19 protein-coding genes are annotated in these 21,176 nt (G+C 61.4%); all 19 read left to right on the top strand.

The features are described 5' to 3' along the window. Position 1 precedes the first annotated feature (1 nt). The 19 genes from B7G52_RS06555 to B7G52_RS06465 all read left to right on the top strand — a co-directional run bounded on the left by B7G52_RS06555 (position 2) and on the right by B7G52_RS06465 (position 21,170). The gene (locus B7G52_RS06555; RefSeq protein WP_096696821.1) at positions 2 to 889 is read left to right on the top strand and encodes a branched-chain amino acid ABC transporter permease; all 888 of its coding nucleotides are present in this window, start codon (positions 2 to 4) and stop codon (positions 887 to 889) included. Positions 890 to 894: 5 nt separating this feature from the next. Continuing rightward, positions 895 to 1,968: a branched-chain amino acid ABC transporter permease gene (locus tag B7G52_RS06550; RefSeq protein WP_096696820.1), complete on the top strand. Its 1,074-nt coding sequence runs from the start codon at positions 895 to 897 to the stop codon at positions 1,966 to 1,968. 49 nt (positions 1,969 to 2,017) lie between these two features. After that, a complete protein-coding gene (locus B7G52_RS06545; protein WP_096696819.1) occupies positions 2,018 to 2,833 on the top strand; it encodes an ABC transporter ATP-binding protein in 816 nt (271 codons plus the stop codon). Between the two features lie 115 nt (positions 2,834 to 2,948). Beyond that, a complete protein-coding gene (locus B7G52_RS06540; RefSeq protein ID WP_096666961.1) occupies positions 2,949 to 4,199 on the top strand; it encodes an ABC transporter substrate-binding protein in 1,251 nt (416 codons plus the stop codon). Between the two features lie 247 nt (positions 4,200 to 4,446). Beyond that, positions 4,447 to 5,244, top strand: a complete 798-nt coding sequence (locus B7G52_RS06535; RefSeq protein ID WP_096696818.1) for an SDR family NAD(P)-dependent oxidoreductase — start codon at positions 4,447 to 4,449, stop codon at positions 5,242 to 5,244. A 56-nt stretch (positions 5,245 to 5,300) separates the two neighbouring features. After that, entirely contained in the window at positions 5,301 to 6,092 is a 792-nt protein-coding gene (badI, locus tag B7G52_RS06530) for a 2-ketocyclohexanecarboxyl-CoA hydrolase (protein WP_096696817.1), read from the top strand. Positions 6,093 to 6,200: 108 nt separating this feature from the next. After that, positions 6,201 to 6,833, top strand: coding sequence for a TetR/AcrR family transcriptional regulator (locus tag B7G52_RS06525; RefSeq protein WP_096696816.1), 633 nt, complete (start codon positions 6,201 to 6,203; stop codon positions 6,831 to 6,833). Positions 6,834 to 6,977: 144 nt separating this feature from the next. Continuing rightward, positions 6,978 to 7,487 (top strand): MaoC family dehydratase, encoded by a 510-nt coding sequence (locus tag B7G52_RS06520; protein ID WP_096696815.1) that lies wholly within the window; start codon positions 6,978 to 6,980, stop codon positions 7,485 to 7,487. A 57-nt stretch (positions 7,488 to 7,544) separates the two neighbouring features. Next, the gene (locus B7G52_RS06515; protein WP_096666971.1) at positions 7,545 to 9,230 is read left to right on the top strand and encodes an electron transfer flavoprotein-ubiquinone oxidoreductase; all 1,686 of its coding nucleotides are present in this window, start codon (positions 7,545 to 7,547) and stop codon (positions 9,228 to 9,230) included. Positions 9,231 to 9,655: 425 nt separating this feature from the next. Further along, positions 9,656 to 10,447, top strand: a complete 792-nt coding sequence (locus tag B7G52_RS06510) for an ABC transporter ATP-binding protein (protein ID WP_096666973.1) — start codon at positions 9,656 to 9,658, stop codon at positions 10,445 to 10,447. A gap of 11 nt (positions 10,448 to 10,458) precedes the next feature. Then, on the top strand, positions 10,459 to 11,241 hold the full coding sequence (locus B7G52_RS06505; RefSeq protein WP_096666975.1) for an ABC transporter ATP-binding protein: 783 nt from the start codon (positions 10,459 to 10,461) through the stop codon (positions 11,239 to 11,241). Next, complete coding sequence (locus B7G52_RS06500) at positions 11,238 to 13,106, top strand: long-chain fatty acid--CoA ligase (RefSeq protein ID WP_096666977.1); 1,869 nt, start codon at positions 11,238 to 11,240, stop codon at positions 13,104 to 13,106. Before B7G52_RS06505 ends, B7G52_RS06500 begins: the two co-directional genes overlap by 4 nt. Further along, entirely contained in the window at positions 13,106 to 13,978 is an 873-nt protein-coding gene (locus tag B7G52_RS06495) for a branched-chain amino acid ABC transporter permease (RefSeq protein WP_096696814.1), read from the top strand. Before B7G52_RS06500 ends, B7G52_RS06495 begins: the two co-directional genes overlap by 1 nt. Then, positions 13,978 to 15,024 carry a branched-chain amino acid ABC transporter permease gene (locus tag B7G52_RS06490; RefSeq protein WP_096696813.1) on the top strand — a complete coding sequence of 349 codons (1,047 nt, stop codon included), beginning with the start codon at positions 13,978 to 13,980 and terminating at the stop codon, positions 15,022 to 15,024. The genes B7G52_RS06495 and B7G52_RS06490 overlap by 1 nt, the downstream gene beginning before the upstream one ends. A 41-nt stretch (positions 15,025 to 15,065) precedes the next feature. After that, positions 15,066 to 16,268, top strand: coding sequence for an ABC transporter substrate-binding protein (locus B7G52_RS06485; protein ID WP_096666983.1), 1,203 nt, complete (start codon positions 15,066 to 15,068; stop codon positions 16,266 to 16,268). Positions 16,269 to 16,323: 55 nt separating this feature from the next. Next, on the top strand, positions 16,324 to 17,532 hold the full coding sequence (locus tag B7G52_RS06480) for an ABC transporter substrate-binding protein (protein WP_096666985.1): 1,209 nt from the start codon (positions 16,324 to 16,326) through the stop codon (positions 17,530 to 17,532). Positions 17,533 to 17,588: 56 nt separating this feature from the next. Next, positions 17,589 to 19,058 (top strand): acetyl/propionyl/methylcrotonyl-CoA carboxylase subunit alpha, encoded by a 1,470-nt coding sequence (locus tag B7G52_RS06475; RefSeq protein ID WP_096666987.1) that lies wholly within the window; start codon positions 17,589 to 17,591, stop codon positions 19,056 to 19,058. 2 nt (positions 19,059 to 19,060) lie between these two features. Further along, positions 19,061 to 19,561, top strand: coding sequence for an acetyl-CoA carboxylase biotin carboxyl carrier protein subunit (locus tag B7G52_RS06470; RefSeq protein ID WP_205853031.1), 501 nt, complete (start codon positions 19,061 to 19,063; stop codon positions 19,559 to 19,561). Positions 19,562 to 19,571: 10 nt separating this feature from the next. Beyond that, positions 19,572 to 21,170: a carboxyl transferase domain-containing protein gene (locus tag B7G52_RS06465; protein ID WP_096696812.1), complete on the top strand. Its 1,599-nt coding sequence runs from the start codon at positions 19,572 to 19,574 to the stop codon at positions 21,168 to 21,170. The last annotated feature ends 6 nt before the right edge of the window (positions 21,171 to 21,176 follow it).

The raw sequence follows: 21,176 nt of genomic DNA, 5'->3' as shown, positions 1-21,176 counted from the left end.
CATGGACTTTTCACTGTTTGCCGAGTTGGCCATCAATGGCGCACTGTCGGGGTTGATGTACTCATTGGTGGCGCTGGGAATCGTGCTCATCTACAAGTCGTCCTCTGTGCCCAACCTGGCGCAAGGTGCGATGACCATGCTGGGCGCCTACGTGGTTCTGGCCATCGCCAACGGCATCGGCCTTCCCATGTGGACGGCCATTCCTCTGGCCATGGGGACGATGTTTTTCGTCGGCATGGGCATCGAGCGGGTGGCCTTGCGCCGACTGGCGGGCCGTCCCATCATCATGATTCTGATGATGACGCTGGGGCTGGATATCTTCATACGCGCGACAACGATGGCCATCTGGGGCGGCTCAAGTCGTCCAATGTCCATCGGCATCAGCGACGAACCGCTGTTTCTGGGGCCGCTGCTGCTCAATCGCTCCTACGTGGTGGGGGCCGTGGTTGCCGCGGCACTGTTTGCAATCTTCTTTTTCTTCTTTCGCACGCGCAGGGGCATTGTCCTGCGCGCCATCTCTGATGACTACATCGCATCCTGGTCAATCGGCATATCGGTTGAGCGCGGGGTGGCTTTTTCCTGGGCCATGTCCTCGGTTCTGGCGACAACGGCCGGCGTGTTGTGGGGATCGGTTCAAGGAGTCAATCAAGGGCTGGCGCTGCTTTTACTCAAGGGCTTGACCGTCGCCGTTCTGGGCGGTCTTGACAGCATCGGCGGGGCTATTCTGGCCGGCTTGCTACTGGGTCTTCTTGAAGGTGTTGCGTCAGGCTATCTCGACCCATTGGTTGGCGGTGGTAGCCGCGACCTGGTGGTAGCCGCGACGCTGATTCTGACCATCCTGATTCGGCCCCACGGCCTGTTCGGGCGACACGACATTGAAAGGATCTGAAGGCCATGCTTTTTCGTCAATCAGGAATTTTTCACACCAGTTACGCGGACGCGCGGGCACTTTTCCCGTTGCCTGCTGATCGCTGGATGATCGGCTTGCTGCTGGCCTTTGCATTAACCGCGCCACTCACCATGAGCTCGCTCGTCCTCAGCACCCACCTGTTACCCTGGCTGGTGTGGACTGCGGCAGTGCTCGGCTTGAACCTGATCCTGGGTTGGGCCGGTCAGTTCCACTTCGGCTACGCCGCCATCATGGGCATCGGCGCCTACACGGCAGTGCATGGCGCGCGCAACGGCATCCCCTGGGAGATCGCGGTGGTGCTCGGCGGCGTGATGGCCGCAGTCATCGGCATCGTTTTCGCTTTCGCGGCGCTGCGCGTGAAGGGCCTGTATCTGGCGCTCAGCACGCTGGCCCTGCAGTTCGTGATGGACTGGGTGATCTCCCATGTGCCGGCCATCAGCGGCGGCTCCCAGGCCACGCTGCAAGCACCAGCGATGCGCTTGCTCGGTCAGGCCGTCACGTCGGAAACCGGCCTCTATTACGTGGCGCTGGGCTGGTGCCTGCTCGTGACAGTCTTCATGCTCAATCTGCGCCGCAGCGCGCTTGGCCGCGCGCTCGTCGCCGTGCGTGAAAAGGACTTCGCCGCGGCCGTCATCGGCGTGCACAGCCTGTACTACAAGCTGGTGGCGTTCGCCACTTCGTCGTTCATCGGCGGCGTCAGCGGCGCCATCCTGATTTTCACCTTCTACCGGGCGGCCACACCAGAGCAATTCGCCGTCAACGTGTCGATCGAGTTGCTGGCCATGGTGATCGTCGGCGGGCTGGGCAGCATCATCGGCAGCTATTTTGGGGCCGCCTTCATTCTGTTGATGCCTGGCCTGATGAACAGCCTGATCGCATGGCTGGCGCAGCTCGCAGGCGCCTCGCTCGGCGTTGAAACACTGGCCCACATCCCGCATGCGGTTTATGGTGCCTTGATCATTGTGTTCCTGCTGGTCGAGCCGATGGGCCTGGGCAAGATGTACACGAACCTGCGCAACTATCTGCTGGTCTGGCCCTTCGGCTACGCCCGAAAGTAAAGATGACATCATGCACGCGACTGACAACTTGACTTCCGCCCCGACGCTGATGCACAACCCCGCAGCGAGCCCTGCACCGGTGCTGTCGCTGAACAACGTCGAGGTCATCTACGACCACGTGTCGCTCGCCATCAAGGGCGTGTCGATTGATGTGCCGCAAGGCGGCATGGTGGCGCTGCTGGGGGCCAACGGCGCCGGCAAAAGTACAACGCTGAAGTCGATCAGCGGTTTGCTGCGCCCCGAGCGGGGCCTGGTTACCCGCGGCGAGGTGCGTTTCATGGGCCTGAACATTGATGCGCTGGCGCCCCAGGAGCGCGTCAAGCTCGGTATCGTTCATGTGCTGGAGGGTCGACGCGTGTTTGAACACATGACGCCTGACGAGAACCTGATCGCGGCCTCCGCCGTCCGCGGCAGCCGCCAGGACATGCTGCGAAACAAAGACATGGTTTACACCTACTTCCCGCGCTTGCATCAGCGGCGTACCGCGCAGTCCGGCTACCTGTCAGGCGGCGAGCAGCAGATGCTGGCCATCGGTCGCGCCCTGATGACGCAGCCCAAGCTGTTGATGCTCGATGAGCCCAGCCTGGGACTGGCGCCCTTTCTCGTGGCCGAGATTTTCGACATTGTCCGGCGCATCAACAAGGAAGAAGGTCTGTCCGTTCTGCTGGTGGAGCAAAACGCCATTGCCGCTCTGGACGTGGTCTCGCATGGCTACATGATCGAGAACGGCCGCGTGGTGATGCATGACAGCGCAGAAGCCATGAAGAAAAACCCGGACATCCAGGAGTTTTACCTCGGAGGCGCTGAAGGCCACAATTTCCATGACATCAAGCACTATCGCCGGCGCAAGCGCTGGCTGACCTGACCGAGGGTAAAACCCTGTCTACGTCGATATCCGGTTTCGCGTTCAGTCTTGGGGCGTACTGTACGGCGTGCCCATCGGACTTCTTTTAACCCGTACGATTCTTAGGAGAACAGACATGAGATCCAAGTTACTTTCTATCGTGGCAGGTCTGGGATTGGCGCTTGCCGGTCTGCAGTCTGCACAGGCGCAAGCCCAGCCCATCAAATTCGCGCTTTGTTATGACCTGAGCAAGTCCTACGGCTTTGTCACGCCGCAAATTACCCAGGCGGTGAATGACTATGCCAAGATATTGAACCAGAAAGGCGGCATCGAAGGCCACCCCATCGAGATCCTGGTTCAAGACCATGGCAACGAGCCGCAGCGTGGCATCGAGTGCTACGAAAAGATGAAACGCGAAGGCGCCATTGCCTTCGATTTCCTGTCCACGCCGGTTTCCCGCGCCGTTCTGCCTCGCGCCATGGCGGATGGCAATGTGATGGTGCAATCTTTCGTAGGCCGTGGCGATGCGGTCGATGGTGATGTGTTCAAGTGGATTTTCCCCATTGGGCCAACCTATTGGGGCCAAATGGCCAACAATATTCACTACATCAAAACCAAGGCCAACGGCAACCTCAAGGGCGTGAAGATCGCATTCATCTACCCCGACTATCCGTTCGGGCAGGAGCCGATCGGCGTGCTGAAGACGCTCGCGGCCAAGGAAGGTTTTGATTTGCAACTCATTCCCAACCCGATGCCGGGCAATGACCAATCCGCAGCCTGGACTCAGATCCGCCGTATCAACCCCGATTGGGTGATCAGCTGGAATCTGGCCAGCATGCATGTTGTCGCAGCGCGCGAGATGAAGCGCAACGGCATTTCGATGGACAAATACCTTTCCGTCAACTGGCTCAACGAAGTTGACCTCGCCAACATCGGTCTGGAAAACGCAAAAGGCCTCAAGCGCGGCACCAACGTGGTGGGTGGACAGAGCCACCCGCTGATCCAGCAGATCATCAAGGACCTGTATGAGAAAGGCAAGGGCAGCGGTGACCGCAAGCATCTCAGCGATATTTACTACAACACCGGTCTGGCCATCTATGCCAGCGTTTTCGAGGGCGCTCGCCTGGCCATCAAACAAAATGGCTGGCCCATCACGCCTGACAAAATGAAGCGCGGTATGGAAAGCCTGAAAAACTTTGATGCCGAAGCCCTGATCGCCCCCGTAACGGTGACCGCCAAGGACCATGGCGGCGGAGGCAAGACGCGCATCGACATGTGGGATGGCGCCAAGTGGGTGCCCCAGACTGACTGGTTCTCGGCGTATGACGACGTGATCCAGGACATCGTGAAGAAAGAATCCGGCGAGTTCGCCAAGAACAAACAGTAATTGCCATCCCTTGGGAGGGGCACGGTCAGGCGTGTTGGCACCGATCATGCCCTTCCCATCCTGTTTTTCGGATTTTCATCCATCTCTTGAATCGACCGGTGGCAACTTATGCCACAGCGAATTGCCATGGTAGCTGCAAAGCCCACGACCAAACACAGGAAAATCCGGCCACTTTACCTAACTATCGTTTGACAGCTATAATATCAACCACACAAATGTGGCGCCAAAAGCGCAAGGAGTAATAAATATGGATCTCGATCTAAAAGGTAAATCGGTCATCGTCACTGGTGGCGGCTCGAACATTGGCCGCGGCATCGTGCTCGGCTTCGCCGCGGAAGGCGCCAACATCACCATCGGGGACATCGACGACAAGCAGGCGCAAAAGACGGCAGAACTCGCGTTGGCGAGCGGCGCGGCGTCGGCGCAGGTTGTCAAGACCGATGTCACCAAGCTCGACCAGGTGCAAGCCATGTTCAAGGCGGCCACGGACAAGTTCAGCGGCGTCGATGTCCTTGTCAACAACGTCGGCTGGGACCAGTTGATGTTCTTCACGCAGACGACCCCCGACCTGTGGCAAAAGATCATCAACATCAACTACCTCGGCGTTCTCAACTGCACCAAGACCGCGCTTGAAGTCATGGTTCCTCGCAACGCCGGCTCCATCGTCTCCATCAGTTCCGACGCCAGCCGACAAGGTGAGCCACGTGAAGCGGTGTATGGCGGCGTCAAGGCCGCCATCAACAGCTTCATGAAAACGATCGCCAAGGAAAACGGGCGTTACGGCATCCGCTGCAACGTGGTATGCCCCGGCGTCACGATCCCGAGCACCACCGACGAAGTGGGCGGAAGCAGCATGTGGATCGATGCCGGCAGCATGTTCACGCCGGAGCAACTGGAAAAAGTCGCCAAGGCGCTGCCGCTGCGCAAGGTGGGACGGCCGCAGGATATTGCCAATGCGGTGGTATTCCTGTCTTCAGCGAAGGCTGCGGGTCATGTCACCGGGCAGGTTCTTTCAGTGTCTGGTGGATACAGCATGATTGGGTAAACGCCTGGGCATGGTCGGCAGGCATGCGACGTTGAAATACCAAACAAGGAAAATTCATGGAATTCAAGGACATCATCTACGAAGAACGCGACTCGGTGGCCTACATCGCGATCAACCGCCCCGACGTGATGAATGCGTTTCGCGGCCAGACAGTCGAAGAGTTGTTGCAGGCATTCATGAAAGCAGGCTGGGATAAGCGAATCGCCGCCATTGTGCTCACGGGCACGGGTGACCGTGCTTTCTGCACTGGCGGCGATCAGTCGGCTCATGCAGGCCAGTACGACGGCAGGGGCACCATCGGCATCCCGGTGGAAGAGTTTCACAGCGCCATTCGTGACGTACCCAAGCCCGTGATCGCCCGCGTGCAGGGCTACGCCATTGGCGGCGGCAACGTGCTCGCCACCTTGTGTGACATGACCATTGCATCGGAAAAAGCGGTGTTTGGCCAGGTCGGACCCAAAGTCGGTTCGGTCGACCCCGGTTGGGGCACGGCCTACCTGAGCCATGTGGTTGGCGAAAAGAAAGCACGCGAGATCTGGTACATGTGCCGCCGCTACAATGCGCAGGAGGCCTTGGCCATGGGTCTATGCAACACCGTCGTTCCCCACGACCAGCTCGACGCCGAAGTCGCCCGCTGGTGCAAGGAAATTGTCGAGAAAAGCCCGACCGCTCTGGCGATCGCGAAACGCTCGTTCAACGCATCCACCGAGCACATTCGCGGCATCGGCAGCCTGGGACTTCAAGCGCTGAGCCTGTACTATGACACGGCCGAATCCAAAGAAGGCGTCCGCGCTTTCCTGGAAAAACGTCAACCGAATTTTCGACAGTGGGCTGGTGACAGCAAGTAAACCAATACTTGGCGTCCCGGGCACGTAGCGCGCGAAGCTGATCGCCTGTAGTCTCATCACAAGGTCCGTCTGCTACGATCGGTTTGTTCAACCTAACTAACGACCGACATGACCATCAAGCCACGTTCTGAATCCGCCGCCAATGCCACCGAAGCCCCTGTTACACGCGAGCGCATCCTGCTCGAAGCTGCACGACTGTTCAGACACCATGGCTTTGCCGCCACCACCCTGCGCGAAGTTGCCGACGCGGCCGGAGTCAAAGCCGGCAGTATCTATTATCACTTCGAATCGAAGGAAGAGATCCTTGGCGAAGTACTGGACAAGGGTATCACGATCGTCGCAGAAACTGTCCGCGCCCGTATTAACGCTCTTCCAGAGAGCGCACCCTGGCGTGAACGAATTGCCGCTGGCATCGAAGGCCACCTCTGGGGAATGCTCCACCATGGAGACTTCACGTCGGCCAACATTCGAATCTATGGCCAAATCCCAACCAACGCAAAAAATCGCCACAAGGTCGTGCGGCGGGCTTACGCAGACTATTGGGATAGTCTGTTCGAATCGGCCCTGGCTTGCGGCGAATTGCGCCAAGACGCGAGCACGTCAGTGATTCGGCTTTTCGTGATTGGCGCATTGAATTGGACCGTCGAGTGGTACAACCCACAACGCGGCTCTTTTCAGGACTTCTCTCGCCAAATCACAGCAATCGTGTTCGATGGAATCCTCACGCATGATAAAGCATAACCGCGATGCATGGCTGGCAACTTCGACAGGCCGGGCTGAGGGACCGACAGTAATAGTCCTCATGTCGCCCATGTGGCTCAGATGCACGCTGACCGGCTGCGTCTGTGGGCCCTCAAATTGGACAACCAGCCTCAGGAGCAACAAATGACTGTCAAGGAAGGCTGGCGCGGCCGGTTCTACGAAGACTTCGATGTCGGCGACGAGTATCGGCATGCCCTCGGGCGCACCCTGACCCAGCAGGACAATATCTGGTTCACATTGTTGACGCAAAACACGGCGCCACTGCACTTCGACGCCCACTACGCTGCGCAGACAGAGTTCGGCCGCCCTCTCGTCAACTCCTGCCTCACACTGGCTCTGGTGACGGGCCAGACGGTGAGCGATGTCTCGCAAAACGTCCTGGCCAACCTCGGGTGGGACGAAGTCCGGCTGCCGCATCCGGTGTTCGAGGGCGACACTATCTATTCCCGCTCCACGGTGCTGGACAAGCGCGAGTCGCGATCGCGCCCCAACGTCGGCGTCGTGACGGTGCGCACAGAAGGCTACAACCAGGGCGGCGTCATTGTCTGCACCTTCAAGCGCACGGTCATGGTCTACAAGCGTGACGGTGCACCGCGCACCGCACCACCGCTGCCGGCCGACAACGGCCCCTGAACCACCCCCATCGCCAGCTTCGGCCCCTGGGCCGCCAACTTTTTTGATTCTCTCCGCATGAAGCCCACCTCCCTGCTCGATCAATACGGCCCCCGCGAAGCGATGGAATATGACGTGGTGGTGGTGGGCGCCGGCCCCGGCGGTTTGGCCACGGCCATCCACCTCAAGCAGCTCGCGGCAGAAAAGGGCGAGGACGTCTCGGTGGTGCTGCTGGAAAAAGGCTCCGCGCCCGGTGCTCACATCCTCTCCGGCGCGGTCATGGATCCGATCGCGCTGAACGAACTCTTCCCCAACTGGAAGGAGCTGGGCGCACCGCTGAACCAACCCGTCACCGGTGACGACGTGCTTTTCCTGAGCGAAACCGGTGCCAGGCGCACGCCCAACTTCCTGGTGCCCGACTGCTTCCACAACGAGGGCAACTACGTCATCAGCCTGGGCGCCCTGACCCAATGGCTGGGCGAGCAGGCTGAAGGCTTGGGCGTGGAAATCTTCCCCGGCTTCACAGCCGCCGAGGTGCTGTACAACGACAACGGTTCGGTCAAAGGTGTAGCCACCGGCAACCTTGGCATTGGCAAGGACGGCCAGCCGCACGACGGCTTCCAGCCCGGCATGGAGTTGCACGCCAAGTACACCATCTTTGCCGAAGGCGCGCGCGGCCACCTGGGCAAGCAGCTCATCGCCAAATACAAGCTCGACGAAGGCCGCGATCCGCAAAGCCATGCCATCGGCATCAAGGAACTGTGGGAGATCGACCCGGCCCGCGCCCAACCCGGCCGGGTGGTGCACACGGCCGGCTGGCCGATGGACAGCCAGACCTACGGCGGCGGCTTTCTCTACCACTTGGAAGGAAGCAAGGTCACGCTTGGCTTCGTCACCGGACTCGACTACAAAAACCCTTGGCTCAGCCCCTTTGAGGAAATGCAGCGCTGGAAGGCCCACCCGGCCATTCGCGCCCACATCGAAGGCGGCAAGCGCATCGGCTACGGCGCGCGCGCCATCACCGCCGGCGGCCTGCTCAGCCTGCCCAAGACCGTGTTCCCGGGCGGCGCGCTGATCGGCTGCGATGCCGGCTACCTGAACGCCGCACGCATCAAGGGCAGCCACGCCGCCATCAAGAGCGGCATGCTGGCCGCCGAAGCCGCGTTTGAAGCCCTGGCCGCCGGACGCAGCAGCGACGAACTCAGCGCCTACCCCGCTGCGTTCGAAAACAGCTGGCTGCACACCGAACTCGACCAGTCGCGCAACTTCAAGCAGTGGTTCAAGAAGGGCAGCCTCGTCGGCGCCCTGATGACCGGCATTGAACAGTGGCTGTTGCCCAGGCTCGGCATCAAGCGTCCGCCCTGGACGATTCACCGCACCCAGGCCGACCACGCCACCCTGCGCCCGGCCGCCGAGATGCCGCAGATCAGCTACCCCAAGCCCGACGGCAAGCTCACCTTCGACCGGCTCTCCAGCGTATTCGTCAGCAACACCAACCACGAAGAAAACCAGCCCGCGCACCTGACGCTCAAGGACGCCAGCGTGCCGGTGCAGATCAACCTGGCGAAATACGCCGGCCCCGAGAGCCGCTACTGCCCGGCCGGCGTCTACGAGTTCGTGAAGAACGACGACGGCTCGGACCGGCTGCAGATCAACGCCCAGAACTGCGTGCACTGCAAGACCTGCGACATCAAGGACCCGACGCAGAACATCGTCTGGGTCACGCCCGAAGGCGGCGGCGGGCCGAACTACGCGGGGATGTAGCCGAGAGACGCTGAATCACCGGCTCCCATTCGGAAGCGAGCCTGGGCAGAAGTTGCCGCTCGCACTCGCAACCGGAGTCGTCGGCACCGGCATAGGGATTTCCCGAGTTGACGCAAACCTAACTATCGTTAGATTAATACCCTATAAACAAGGCACGATGCATACCTCGCAGAACGGCAAGGCACAAGGCAGGCAAGCCGCCTACCCAACACGGCCAACACGGGACAAACTTTGAGAAAATTCACTGCCCCCCCGACCGGTACCCTGGAAACCAGAGGCCATGGTCGCGCCCATGAATCCGGCCCATCCGAGCCGAAGGTCTGCACGACTGCGGCTGCCATCCTGGCGCACCCCTCCACTACGCTCGACCGGCAGACCCGTTCAATGGTTGAGCCCCTGCAGCACGGCGCAAGGAACGGCCTGTCATGCTGAATCTCACCAATGTCCAGATCGTTTACGACAACACCATCGAGGCGGTGCGAGAGGCCTCATTGGCCGTCGGCAAAGGTCGCATCGTCGCCCTGCTCGGTTCCAACGGGGCCGGAAAATCAACCACGCTCAAAGGCATTTCGGGCGTGCTGTATCCGGAAGACGGTGAGATCAAGGGTGGCCAGATCACGTTTGAAAACCGCCAGCTGACCGGCCTGGCGCCGGACGAAATCGTGCGCGCCGGCGTGGTCATGGTGCCCGAGGGGCGCCGCCTGTTCGACCAGTTGACGGTCGAGGAAAACCTCGTGATGGGCGGCTACACGCGCAGTCTGACCGACGCCAGGCGCCAGATGGAGATGGTGTATGGGCTGTTCCCGCGTCTGGTGCAAAAACGCAGCACGGTGTCGGGCTACCTGTCGGGCGGCGAACAGCAGATGGTGGCCATCGGCCGCGCGCTGATGTCGTCCCCGAAACTGCTGATGCTCGACGAGCCCACGCTCGGGCTGGCGCCACAGATCAGCGAAGAGATTTTCGAAATCATCACCCGCCTGTGCCGTCAAGAAGGCATGGGCATTCTCCTGGTGGAGCAGAACGCGCAGATGGCGCTGGCCATTGCCGACTATGGCTACATCATGGAAAACGGCCGCGTGGTGCTCGACGGTGAGGCCGACAAGATGCTGCGCAACGACGACGTGCGCGAGTTCTACCTCGGCTTCGGCGAAGGCGGATCGCGCAAGAACATGCGCGACGTGAAGCACTACAAGCGGCGCAAGCGCTGGCTGTCCTGAGAGAAAAAAACATGAACGACACATTGTTAAGGGTCGAAACCCTGTCCAAGCGCTTCGGCGGCGTCGAAGCCGTTGCCGGTGTCAGTTTTCACGTCCGGCGCGGTGAAATCTATTCCCTGATCGGCCCCAACGGGGCCGGCAAGACGACCACCTTCAACATGATCAGCGGCGTCGTCAAGCCCAGCAGCGGCACCGTGCATTTCGATGGCCGCGACATCACCGGCATGCCGGCGCACCGCCTGGCCGCCATCGGCATCGGTCGGACCTTCCAGAACCTGGCGGTGTTCAAACATGCCAGCGTGGTGGACAACCTGCTGGTCGGCCGCCACTGCCACATGGCCACCAACGTGCTGGATGCCTCGTGGTTCTTCGGACGGGCGCGGCGCGAAGAGCTCGAACACCGTCGCAAGGTGGAAGAGATCATCGACTTTCTCGAAATCGAGGAAATTCGCGACATGCCGGTGGGCACCCTGTCCTATGGCCTGCAAAAGCGGGTCGAGCTGGGGCGCGCACTGGCCACCGAGCCCAAGTTGCTGCTGCTGGACGAAATGGTATCAGGCATGAACAACGAGGAGACCGAAGACATTGCCCGCTTCGTGCTTGACATCCGCGACGAACTCGGCATTTCGGTCCTCATGGTCGAGCATGACATGGGCATCGTGATGGACATCTCCGACCGCGTCTGCGTGCTCAACTTCGGCCGCAAGATCGGCGAGGGCACGCCGGCCGAGATATCGGCCAACCCGGCCGTGATCGACGCCTACCTGGGCAGCAAAACCAAGGAGGCCGCGTGATCGACAACCTGGGCGCCTCGCTGCGCGACGGCAACACCACCCTGCCCAAGCTGCTCAAGCATTGGGCTCAGAGCTTTCCGGATGCGCTCGCGTTTCGCGAGAAGGACTACGGCATCTGGAACCGCATGAGCTGGCAGCACTATCTGGAGACCGCTCGCCGCTTCGCTCACGGCCTGAAGGCCCTCGGATTCGAAAAGGGGGACCGCCTGGCCATTGCCAGCGAGGACAGCCCCCACTGGATGTTCTCCGATCTGGCGACGCAGGCCATCGGTGGCATTGTGGTCGGCATCTACCCCACCAACCCGTGGCCGGAGCTGCAATACATCGTGCACCACTCGAACAGCAAGTTCGTGGTCTGCGGCGACCAGGAGCAGGTCGACAAGGTGCTCGACGCCATGGACAAGCACGCCACCGGCCTGCCCGACCTGGTGAAGATCATCTGCGCCGACATGAAGGGGATGCGCGGCTACAAGCACGACCAGCTGATGTCGTTCGACGACGTGCTCGAGCTTGGCGACCAATACGCTGCGGCATCGGCCCAGCACGCGGGCACCTTTGATCGCGCCATCGAGGACACCCAGCCCGACGACACCTGCATGCTGGTCTATACCTCGGGCACTACCGGCCCCCCTAAGGGGGCGATGCTCTCGCACCGCAACCTGATCGTCACCGTTGACAAGCTCAAAACCCATTTCAAACTGGACCGCCAAAACTACGAGGTGGTCTGCTACCTGCCGTTGTGCCACGTGGCCGAGCGTGCCTTCTCGACGGTCTTGCACCTGCTCACCGGCGGTGTGGTCAACTACGCCGAATCGATCGACACGGTGGCCGTCAATCTGCGCGAGATCGCACCCACGGTGTTTTTGGGTGTGCCGCGCATCTGGGAAAAGCTGCAGCAAGGCATTTTGATCCGCATGCAGGACGCCTCGCGCTTTCAGCGCTGGGCTTTCAAGCATTGCCTCGATGCCGGGCGTCGTCTGTTCGAAAAGGTCGAGGCGCAAGGGGGCCAGCGCAGCCTGTCGGATCGCCTGCACTTCTTCGTGCTGTGGTTGCTGATGTTTCGCAATCTGCAGAAATTCATCGGCCTGGACCGCATGCAGTGCGGCTTCTGTGGCGGCGCCAGCGTCTCGCCCGAGGTACTGAAGTTCTTCCGTATTCTAGGCATTCCGGTGTACCAGGTCTACGGCATGACCGAGTCCGGCGGCGTGATCTTCTTCCAGCATGAAAAAGCTGTCAAACTGGGCGCCACAGGCCTGCCCATCGACGGCCTGAACTGGAAGATCGCCGACGACGGCGAGCTCATCGTCAAGCACCCCGCCGTGTTCAAGGGCTATCTCCACGACGAGAGCGCCACCGCCAAAACCGTGATCGACGGCTGGCTGCACACGGGCGACATCGTGGCGCTGGCTGACAACGGCGAGCTGATGATCGTCGACCGCAAGAAAGCCATCATCATCACCAGTGGCGGCAAGAACATCGCACCGTCCGAGATCGAAAACGCGCTCAAGGACAGCCTGTATGTGCGCGAAGCCATCGTTCTGGGCGACGGGCGTCACTACCTGTCTGCATTGCTCCAGATCGACTTTGACACGGTGGGCAAGTGGGCACAGGAGCGCAAGCTGGCATACACCACCTACAAGAGCCTGGCCTTGCTGCCCGAGGTGCGCGAACTGATTGACGAGGACGTCAAGCGCGTGAACAAGCTGTTTGCCCGGGTCGAAAACATCCGCAAGTTCCTGATTCTGGAGAAGGAACTCGACCACGACGACGGCGAACTCACCGCCACCCAGAAGGTGCGCCGCAACGTCATCGAAAAAACCTTCGCGAAAGAGATCGCGATCATCTACGGTGGAGGGGCGGGCTGATGGACTATTTTCTGCAACTGGTCATTTCCGGCATCGCCGTCGGCCTGGTCTACGGCTTCATCGGCATGGGCTTTGCCATGATCTACCGCGCCACCGGCGTGGTGAACTTCGCCCAGGGCGAGCTGATGATGCTGGTGTCCTACATCGCCTTCACCCTGGCCGGCACCTTCCAATTTGGCTTCTGGCCGATGCTGCTGCTGACGACCGTCGCCTCGGTGCTGATCGGCCTGCTGATCGAGGTCTTGCTGATCCGTCCGATGCTCGGTCAGCCGGTGTTTTCCACGGTGATGGTGACCATTGGCCTCGCCGTGATCCTGCGCTCGGTGGTGGTGCTGATCTGGGGCGCCGACCCCATGCCGCTCAATGCCGGCCTGCCAACGGAGGTCATCAGGATCGGTCCGGCGGGCCTGTATCCGGCGCAGCTGTATGCCGTTGGGCTGATGGCGGCCGTACTGCTCGGCCTGTGGACCTTCTTTCGCTATTCACGGGTCGGTATCGCCATGCGTGCCACCGCCAACGTCCAAACTGCAGCCCTGCTGATGGGTATCAATGTCAAGCGCATCTTCGCCTTGTCCTGGGCCCTGTCGGCCGGTCTCGCCGCCATTGCCGGCGTGTTGATCGGCGTTATCTACGATGTCAATCCCGGCATGTGGACGACAGGTCTGCGCAGCTTTCCCGCGGTCATTTTGGGCGGACTGGACTCGGTGTTCGGCGCCGCACTCGGCGGCATCCTGATCGGGGTGGTCGAGAATCTGTCGGAAGGCTATATCGGCCGTGGCATGAAGGAGATCGCCGGTTTTGTTTTGATCCTCGTCGTTCTTATGGTCAGACCCTATGGCCTGTTCGGCAAACCTGATATCGAGCGTGTCTGATGCATAGCGGAAATTTCAAACAAAACTATCGTCAACTGCTGGCACTGACCGACTCGGTCCCTGTCATCGTCTGGTCGTGTCTGCTGGTGGCGCTGCTGGCGGCCGCGCCACTGCTGCTGTCCAAGTACTATGTCTCCGTCATTCTGCTTCTGCTGATCACAGCGGTGGGGGTATTGGGCTTGAACCTGCTGACCGGGACCACCGGGCTGATCTCGCTCGGGCACTCGGGCTTTCTGGCGGTCGGCGCCTACACGGCCGGTATCGTGGCCGGCAAACTTGGCTGGCCGATGCTGGCGGCCATCTTCGCCGGCGGCGTGAGCGCTGCCGTCGCCGGGATCATCGTGGGCATACCGTCGCTGCGCCTCAAGGGGCTGTACCTGGCCATCACGACGATGGCGTTCGCCGTGATCATCAACCACCTGATCCTCAACGGCGGCAGTCTCACCGGCGGCTCGGAGGGCCTGACGGTGCCGCAGCCCTCCCTGTTCGGCCAGGCGCTGGGGGCCGAGCGTGGCTACTATTACGTGGTGCTGTCCTTTGTGGTGGTGTTCACCTTCATCACCCTGAACATCCTGCGCAGCCGCATTGGCCGGGCGTTCCTGGCGATTCGGGAGCACGACATCGCCGCCAAGGCCATGGGCGTCAACCTGGTGCGCTACAAGTTGCTGGCGTTCATGGTCAGCGCCTTCTACACCGGCATCGCCGGGGGCTTGCTGGCCTACTACACACGCTACCTGAACGTGGACAGCTTCAGCCTGCTGATATCGATCGAGGCGCTCTCCATGCTCATCGTGGGTGGCCTGGGTTCGGTGGCCGGAGCCTTGCTCGGCACGGCTTTCATCGTCCTGCTCAATGAGAGCCTGGGCTTCGTATTCGGCATGATCGGCGCCAGCTTCGGCGGGTCGGGCTCCACTGCCGCCTATGAGATCAAAGGCGTCATTTATGGGCTCGCGATTGTGTTGTTCCTGCGTTTTGAGCCCGATGGCCTCATGGGGCGATGGCGCGACATCAAGCATTACTGGACCCACTGGCCCTTCCGTTTCTGACCCCGCAGCACACGCGCTGCTTATTCCACAGGAGACCTGAGATGCGAACACTACAGAAGCTGACCCAGCGCCTTTGCCTCAGCGCACTCGCCACACTGACCTTCGGCAGCGCACAGGCGGCAGACCCCGGGGTCACGAACGACAAACTCGTGCTCGGTGCCGTGATGCCGCTCAGCGGCCCGCCCAGCATCATCGGCAAGGCAATTGCCACGACCTTGAAAGTCTGGGAACAAGACGTCAATGCGCGCGGCGGCATCGGCGGACGCAAGGTCGACATTCGCATCGAGGACGACGGCTATGTGCCGCAGCGCGCCGTCCAGGGCCTCAAAAAGCTGATTGATGTTGATCATATCTTTGGCTTGATCGGAGTCTCCGGCTCATCGCAGTTGCTGGCCATGCTGCCCATCATCGACGAGCAGAAGATCCCCGCGATCAACCACATCGCGGTCAACAGCGCCCACTTCAACCCACCGCACAAGACGCTGTTCAATATCGGTGCAACTTACTGCCAGGAGGTCTCTGCCAGCATGAAGCATCTGGTGACATCCCAGAAGCTGCAGGGCTCCAAGTTCGGCCTGATATTTCAGGAGGATGATTATGGCGTCGATGTCAAGTGTGGCTACGACCAGGCCCTGAAAGAGCTCGGTTTGAAAAGCAGCATCGAAGTTGCCTACAAACGCGGGGCGAAGGATTTTTCCGCCGAGGTGTTGAGCGTGCAGCGCGCCGGCGCCACCTTTGTGCTGACCGGCGGCATCATCACCGAAACCGCCGCAATGCTCAAAGAGATCGCGAAGAACCAGATGCAAGTCGTGCGCCTGGCCGCTCACCCTTCGCATCTGCCTGCGGTGCTGGCCCTGGCCGGCCCGGCAGCGGACGGCATGTACGTCGCCGAGTATGTGCCTCCAGTGACCGACACTGAAACCCAGGGCATCGGCAAACTCACAGCACTGACCTACAAATACTTTTCAGCCAATGAGGTCAAGGGCATGAACCGGTATTCATTGACCGCCTATGTGGGTGTCCAGTTGCTCGAATCAGCGCTCAACGCCTGTGCCAAAAACCTCACGCGTGCCTGCGTGGTCGAAAAGCTCGAACAGACCAAGAATTTCACTAGCGACGGCATCATGGCCCCCTTGACCTTCGGGCCCAATGTTCGACAGTCGGGCACCCGCCCCATTTTGCTGAAGGCGAATGCCAGCGCCGGGAAATTCGAGCGAGCCTCTGAATTTCTGAGCGCCAAGTGATCCTGACGACGCGCCACTAGCCCCACCCCCATTTCTCAACCAGGAGTGCCTTTTCATGACACGCAAATACTTTCGATATGCCGCCACCAGTCTGCTCAGCATGGTCATCGGTCTGACGGCCACGACCGCCGCCGCTGCCGACCCCGGCGTGACCGACACCAAAATCGTCCTCGGCTCGGTGACGCCCGTCAGCGGCCCCCCTAGCCTGCTGGGCAAGGCCCACATGCTTGCCTTGCGGGTATGGGAGCAGGATGTCAACGCCCGCGGTGGCATCAACGGCCGCAAGTTGGAAATTCGCCAGGACGACGACGGCTATGTGCCCCAGCGTGCCGTGCAGGGCGTCAAGCGACTGGTCGACGTGGAAGGCATCTTCGGCCTGATCGGCACCTCGGGTTCAGCCATGCTGCAAGCCATGCTGCCCTACATCAACGAGCAGCGCTTGCCAACCATCAACGCCATGGCCGTGGCAGCGGCGCACTTCACGCCACCGAACAAAACGGTATTCGTGGTGGGGCCAACCTATTGTCAGGAGTTGAGCTCCGCCATGAAGTACATGGTGGCGAGCAAGAAGCTGCAAAAGGAGAAGTTTGCACTGGTCTATCAGGATGACGAGTTTGGCAGCGACGTGCGTTGCGGCTACCAGAAGGCGATCAAGGAGCTGGGGCTCAACAGCGTGTCCGAGATCTCCTTCAAGCGTGGCACCAAGGACTTCTCGGCCGAGATGCTGAGTCTGAAGCAGGTGGGTGCGACCTTTCTCGCGTCGGGCGGCGTGGTGGCCGAGCATTCGATGCTGATGAAGGAAGCCGCCAAAAACCAGATGCCGCTGACCATCCTTGCGGTGCACTCGGCCCACCTGACCCCTGTTCAGGCGCTCGCCGGCGCCGCGGGCGACGGCTACTTCGTCGCCGACTATGTCCCGCCTCTGACCGACCTGTCGGTGCCAGGCATGGCCAAGTTCATGGGGTTGGCACAGAAGTATCTGTCAGCCGACGAGCAGAAGATGCTCAACCGCTATTCGATCACAGCCTACGTCGGTGCGCTGCTGATGGAAGACGCGATCCGCCGCTGTGGCAAGGCGCTGACCCGCGCCTGTGTCGTCGAGAAGCTGGAAACAACCAAGAACTTCAGCACCGATGGGCTGGCTTCTCCAATCAGTTTTGGCCCCAATGACCGGCACTCGCCGAGCAGCGTGCTCGTGTTGCGTTCGGACGCCAAAAACTCCCGCTTCGAGCGCGTGTCCGACCCCATCCCCGTGCTCGATTGACACCAGACGCCGTTGCATGCATTGACCGTCACCCGCCGTACAGCTGGGTCCCGCCCGTGTTTCAAAAAGTTCTGATCGCCAACCGTGGCGAGATCGCGCTGCGGATCCTGCGCACACTCAAGGGCATGGGGCTCGCCACCGTGGTGGCCTACCACGCGGTGGACGCCGATAGCCCGGCCGTGCTGGAGGCTGACGAGTCGGTCGAATTGCACGGCTCGACACCCGTGGCTGCCTACCTCGATATCGCGCAGCTGGTCGAAGCGTGTCGGCACAGCGGGGCACAGGCGGTGCATCCCGGTTACGGCTTCCTGTCTGAAAACGCTGCGTTTGCGCGTGCGCTAGACGCTGCTGGCATCGTCTTCATTGGCCCGCGTTCGGACACCATCGAACTGATGGGCGACAAGGTGCGCGCGCGCAACTTCGTCGCCAAACGCGGCTTTCCGGTAGCGCCGAGCGCCATCGAGGACGATGACCCGGCCAGCTTCGTCGAGCGCGCCAGGGCGCTCGGCGCGCCGCTGCTGATCAAGCCTTCAGCCGGCGGTGGCGGCAAGGGCATGCGCATCGTGCGTGACCTGTCCGTTTTGGATCGCGAGATCGAGACCGCACGGCGCGAAGGTGAGCGCTATTTTGGCGACGGTCGGCTGTTTGTCGAACGCTATGTGGAGCGCCCGCGACACATCGAGGTGCAGGTGATGGGCGACGCGCATGGCCAGTTGGTGCATTTCTGGGAGCGTGAATGTTCAGTGCAGCGGCGCTTCCAGAAAATCATTGAAGAAACCCCCTCCCCGGCCCTTTCACCGGCGCAGCGCCACGATATCTGCGAAGCCGCGGCCGGCATTGCCCGCGCCGCCAACTATCGCGGCGCAGGCACCGTGGAGTTCATCTACGGCGCCGGTGGCGAGTTTTACTTTCTTGAGATGAACACGCGTCTGCAGGTCGAACACCCGGTCACCGAAATGGTCACGGGCTTTGACCTCGTTCGCGAACAGGTGCGCGTTGCCCAGGGTGAGCCGCTCGGCTACGCCCAGGCGGACATCGTGCGGCTTGGTCACGCCATCGAATGCAGGCTTTACGCCGAAGATGCCGAGCATGATTTCCGCCCCGCCACCGGTGACATCCTGTGCTGGCGGCCGCCATCCGGTCCCGGCGTGCGGGTTGATGCCGGCGTGCGCGAAGGTCAGGCGGTGAGCACTGCATTTGACCCCATGATCGCCAAAATTATTTGCCATGGCAACACGCGTGCACAGGCTATCGAACGCTCCATCCTGGCGCTTGAGCAATCGGTGCTGTTGGGTCTGACCACCAACGCACGCTACCTCACGCGGGTACTGCGCCATGCCGAGTTCCGTGCTGGCCAGGCCGACACCGGCATGCTGGCACGCTGTGCCGACGAGCTGCGCGAGTCTCTCACACCCGATGACATCGACCTGGTACTGGCATCGGCGGTGCTCGCCGACCGCGAACTGTTGCGCGCCGTGCACGCCATTCCCGCGATGCACGCCGCCATGGGACCCTGGAGGAATTGACGATGCGCCGCCGCTATGTCATCAATGGCCAGGTCCATGACCTCGTGGTAACACGTGGAGCGAATGGCGTGTTCCACGTCAGCCATGGCGAACGCAAATTCGAGATGCAGGGAAAGGCGCTGACTGATGGCCGTTGGCGGGTAGCCGTGGATCAGCGCTCGCAAGCCGTCTGGATCGCCACACGGGGCGACAGCCGATTCGTGCATAGCGCGGCCACCGGCGCCCTCGAGGTCGAGGTGATCGATCTCAGCGCAGCCTCCGGCGGCGACCGGGCCGGTGCCGCTTCCGACTTGCTGCAGGCACCGATGCCCGGCACGGTGATCGCGGTTCATGTGGCCGTCGGTGATGCCGTGCACGTTGGTCAACCGCTCATCGTGATCGAAAGCATGAAGCTGGAAACCACGCTGACGGCACCGCGCGATGCCCGGGTCAAGGCGGTGCACTTTGCCATCGGCAACACCTTCGCTCTCAAGTCCACCCTCGTGACGCTGCAAGACCTCTGAGAACTGATTGATGAAACGCATCGACTCCCGCATCGACACCGCATCCGAAGCGTTCCGGCGAAACCATCAAGCCATGAGCGCTATCGTCGCGAATTTTCGCGAGCGCATGGAAATCACGCGCCACCAACGTCCGCCGCATGAGATCAAGCGCGTGCGCGCGCAGGGAAAACTGCTAGTGCGTGAACGGCTGGACTTGCTACTCGATCCCGGTACGCCCTTTCTTGAGTTCTCGGCGCTGGCTGCTTGCGAGGACTACAACGGCGAGGTACCGGGTGCCAACGTGGTCACCGGTCTCGGCGTGGTCAGTGGCCGCGAGGTGCTGATCCACGCCGACGATTCCAGCGTCAAAGGCGGTGTCTGGTACACATTGACACCGCGCAAGCTGGCACGCCTGCTGGACATCGCGCTGGAGAACCAGTTGCCGGTCCTGCATCTGTGCGACAGCGGCGGCGCCTTCCTTGAAGAACTGTCAGGCGTGTACATCGAAGGTGGCCGGGTGTTCCGCAACCAATGCCTGCTGTCCAAGGCCGGCGTGCCGCAGGTCGCGATGGTGTTCGGCCACTGCACCGCCGGCGGTGCCTACATCCCGGCGCTGTGCGATTACAGCATCATCGTGCGTGGCGCCGGCGGCGTGTTCCTCGGCGGGCCACCGCTCGTCAAGGCCGCCACCGGCGAGGAGCACACCGCCGACGAGATCGGAGGCTGTGATTTACACACCCAGGTATCCGGCACGGTCGATTACCCAGCCGACAACGAAGCCCACGCCATCGCGATTTGCCGCGAGATCGTCGCGCAGTTCAAGCCAGCGACGAAGAGCTATCTGCCCGAGCGCGATGCCGAGCCGCCCTACTACGACCCCGACGAGATGCTGGGCATCGTCTCGCCCGACCACCGGGTGCAGTTTGACCAGCGCGAACTGATTGCCCGTATGGTCGACGGCAGCCGCTTCCACGAATACCAGCCCGCCTACGGCACGACGCTGGTCTGCGGCTACGCCTACATCTGGGGCTATCGCGTGGGCATCCTGGCCAACAACGGCGTGTTGTTCAGCGACAGTTCCAAGAAAGCGGCGCATTTCATCTCGCTGTGCAACCAGAACCGCACGCCGCTCGTGTTCCTGCAAAACACCACCGGCTACATGATAGGCCGCAACTACGAAATGGAAGGCATCACCAAGGACGGCGCCAAGATGCTGATGGCACAGGCCGGCAGCGAGGTGCCCAAGTTCACCGTGATCACCAGCGCGGCATTCGGTGCGGGCTACTACGGCATGTGCGGCCGGGCCTGGGACCCGCGCATGATCTGGGCCTGGCCGAACGTGCACATGGGCGTGATGGGCCCGGACCAGGCGGCCAACACCCTGGTCGATGTGAAAATCGCCCAACTGCGCCGCAACGGCCACACGCCCAACGAGGCCGAAATGGCGCAATTGCGCCAGCGCGTGTACGAAAAGGCCGAGCGCGAATCCAACGCCTACTTTGCCACCTCGCGCTTGTGGGACGACGGTCTGCTGGCGCCCACTGACACCCGCAACGCACTGGGCATGGCGCTCTCAGCCGCCGCCCACGCCCCGATCGCCGACCCGCATTACGGAATTTTCCGATTCTGAAGGGAC

The sequence above is a fragment of the Polaromonas sp. AER18D-145 genome, from assembly GCF_002379095.1.
In the GTDB taxonomy this organism is placed as follows: Bacteria; Pseudomonadota; Gammaproteobacteria; order Burkholderiales; family Burkholderiaceae_C; genus Polaromonas.
Note: the sequence above shows the minus strand (reverse complement) of the source record. Positions and strands in the feature narration are given on the sequence as shown.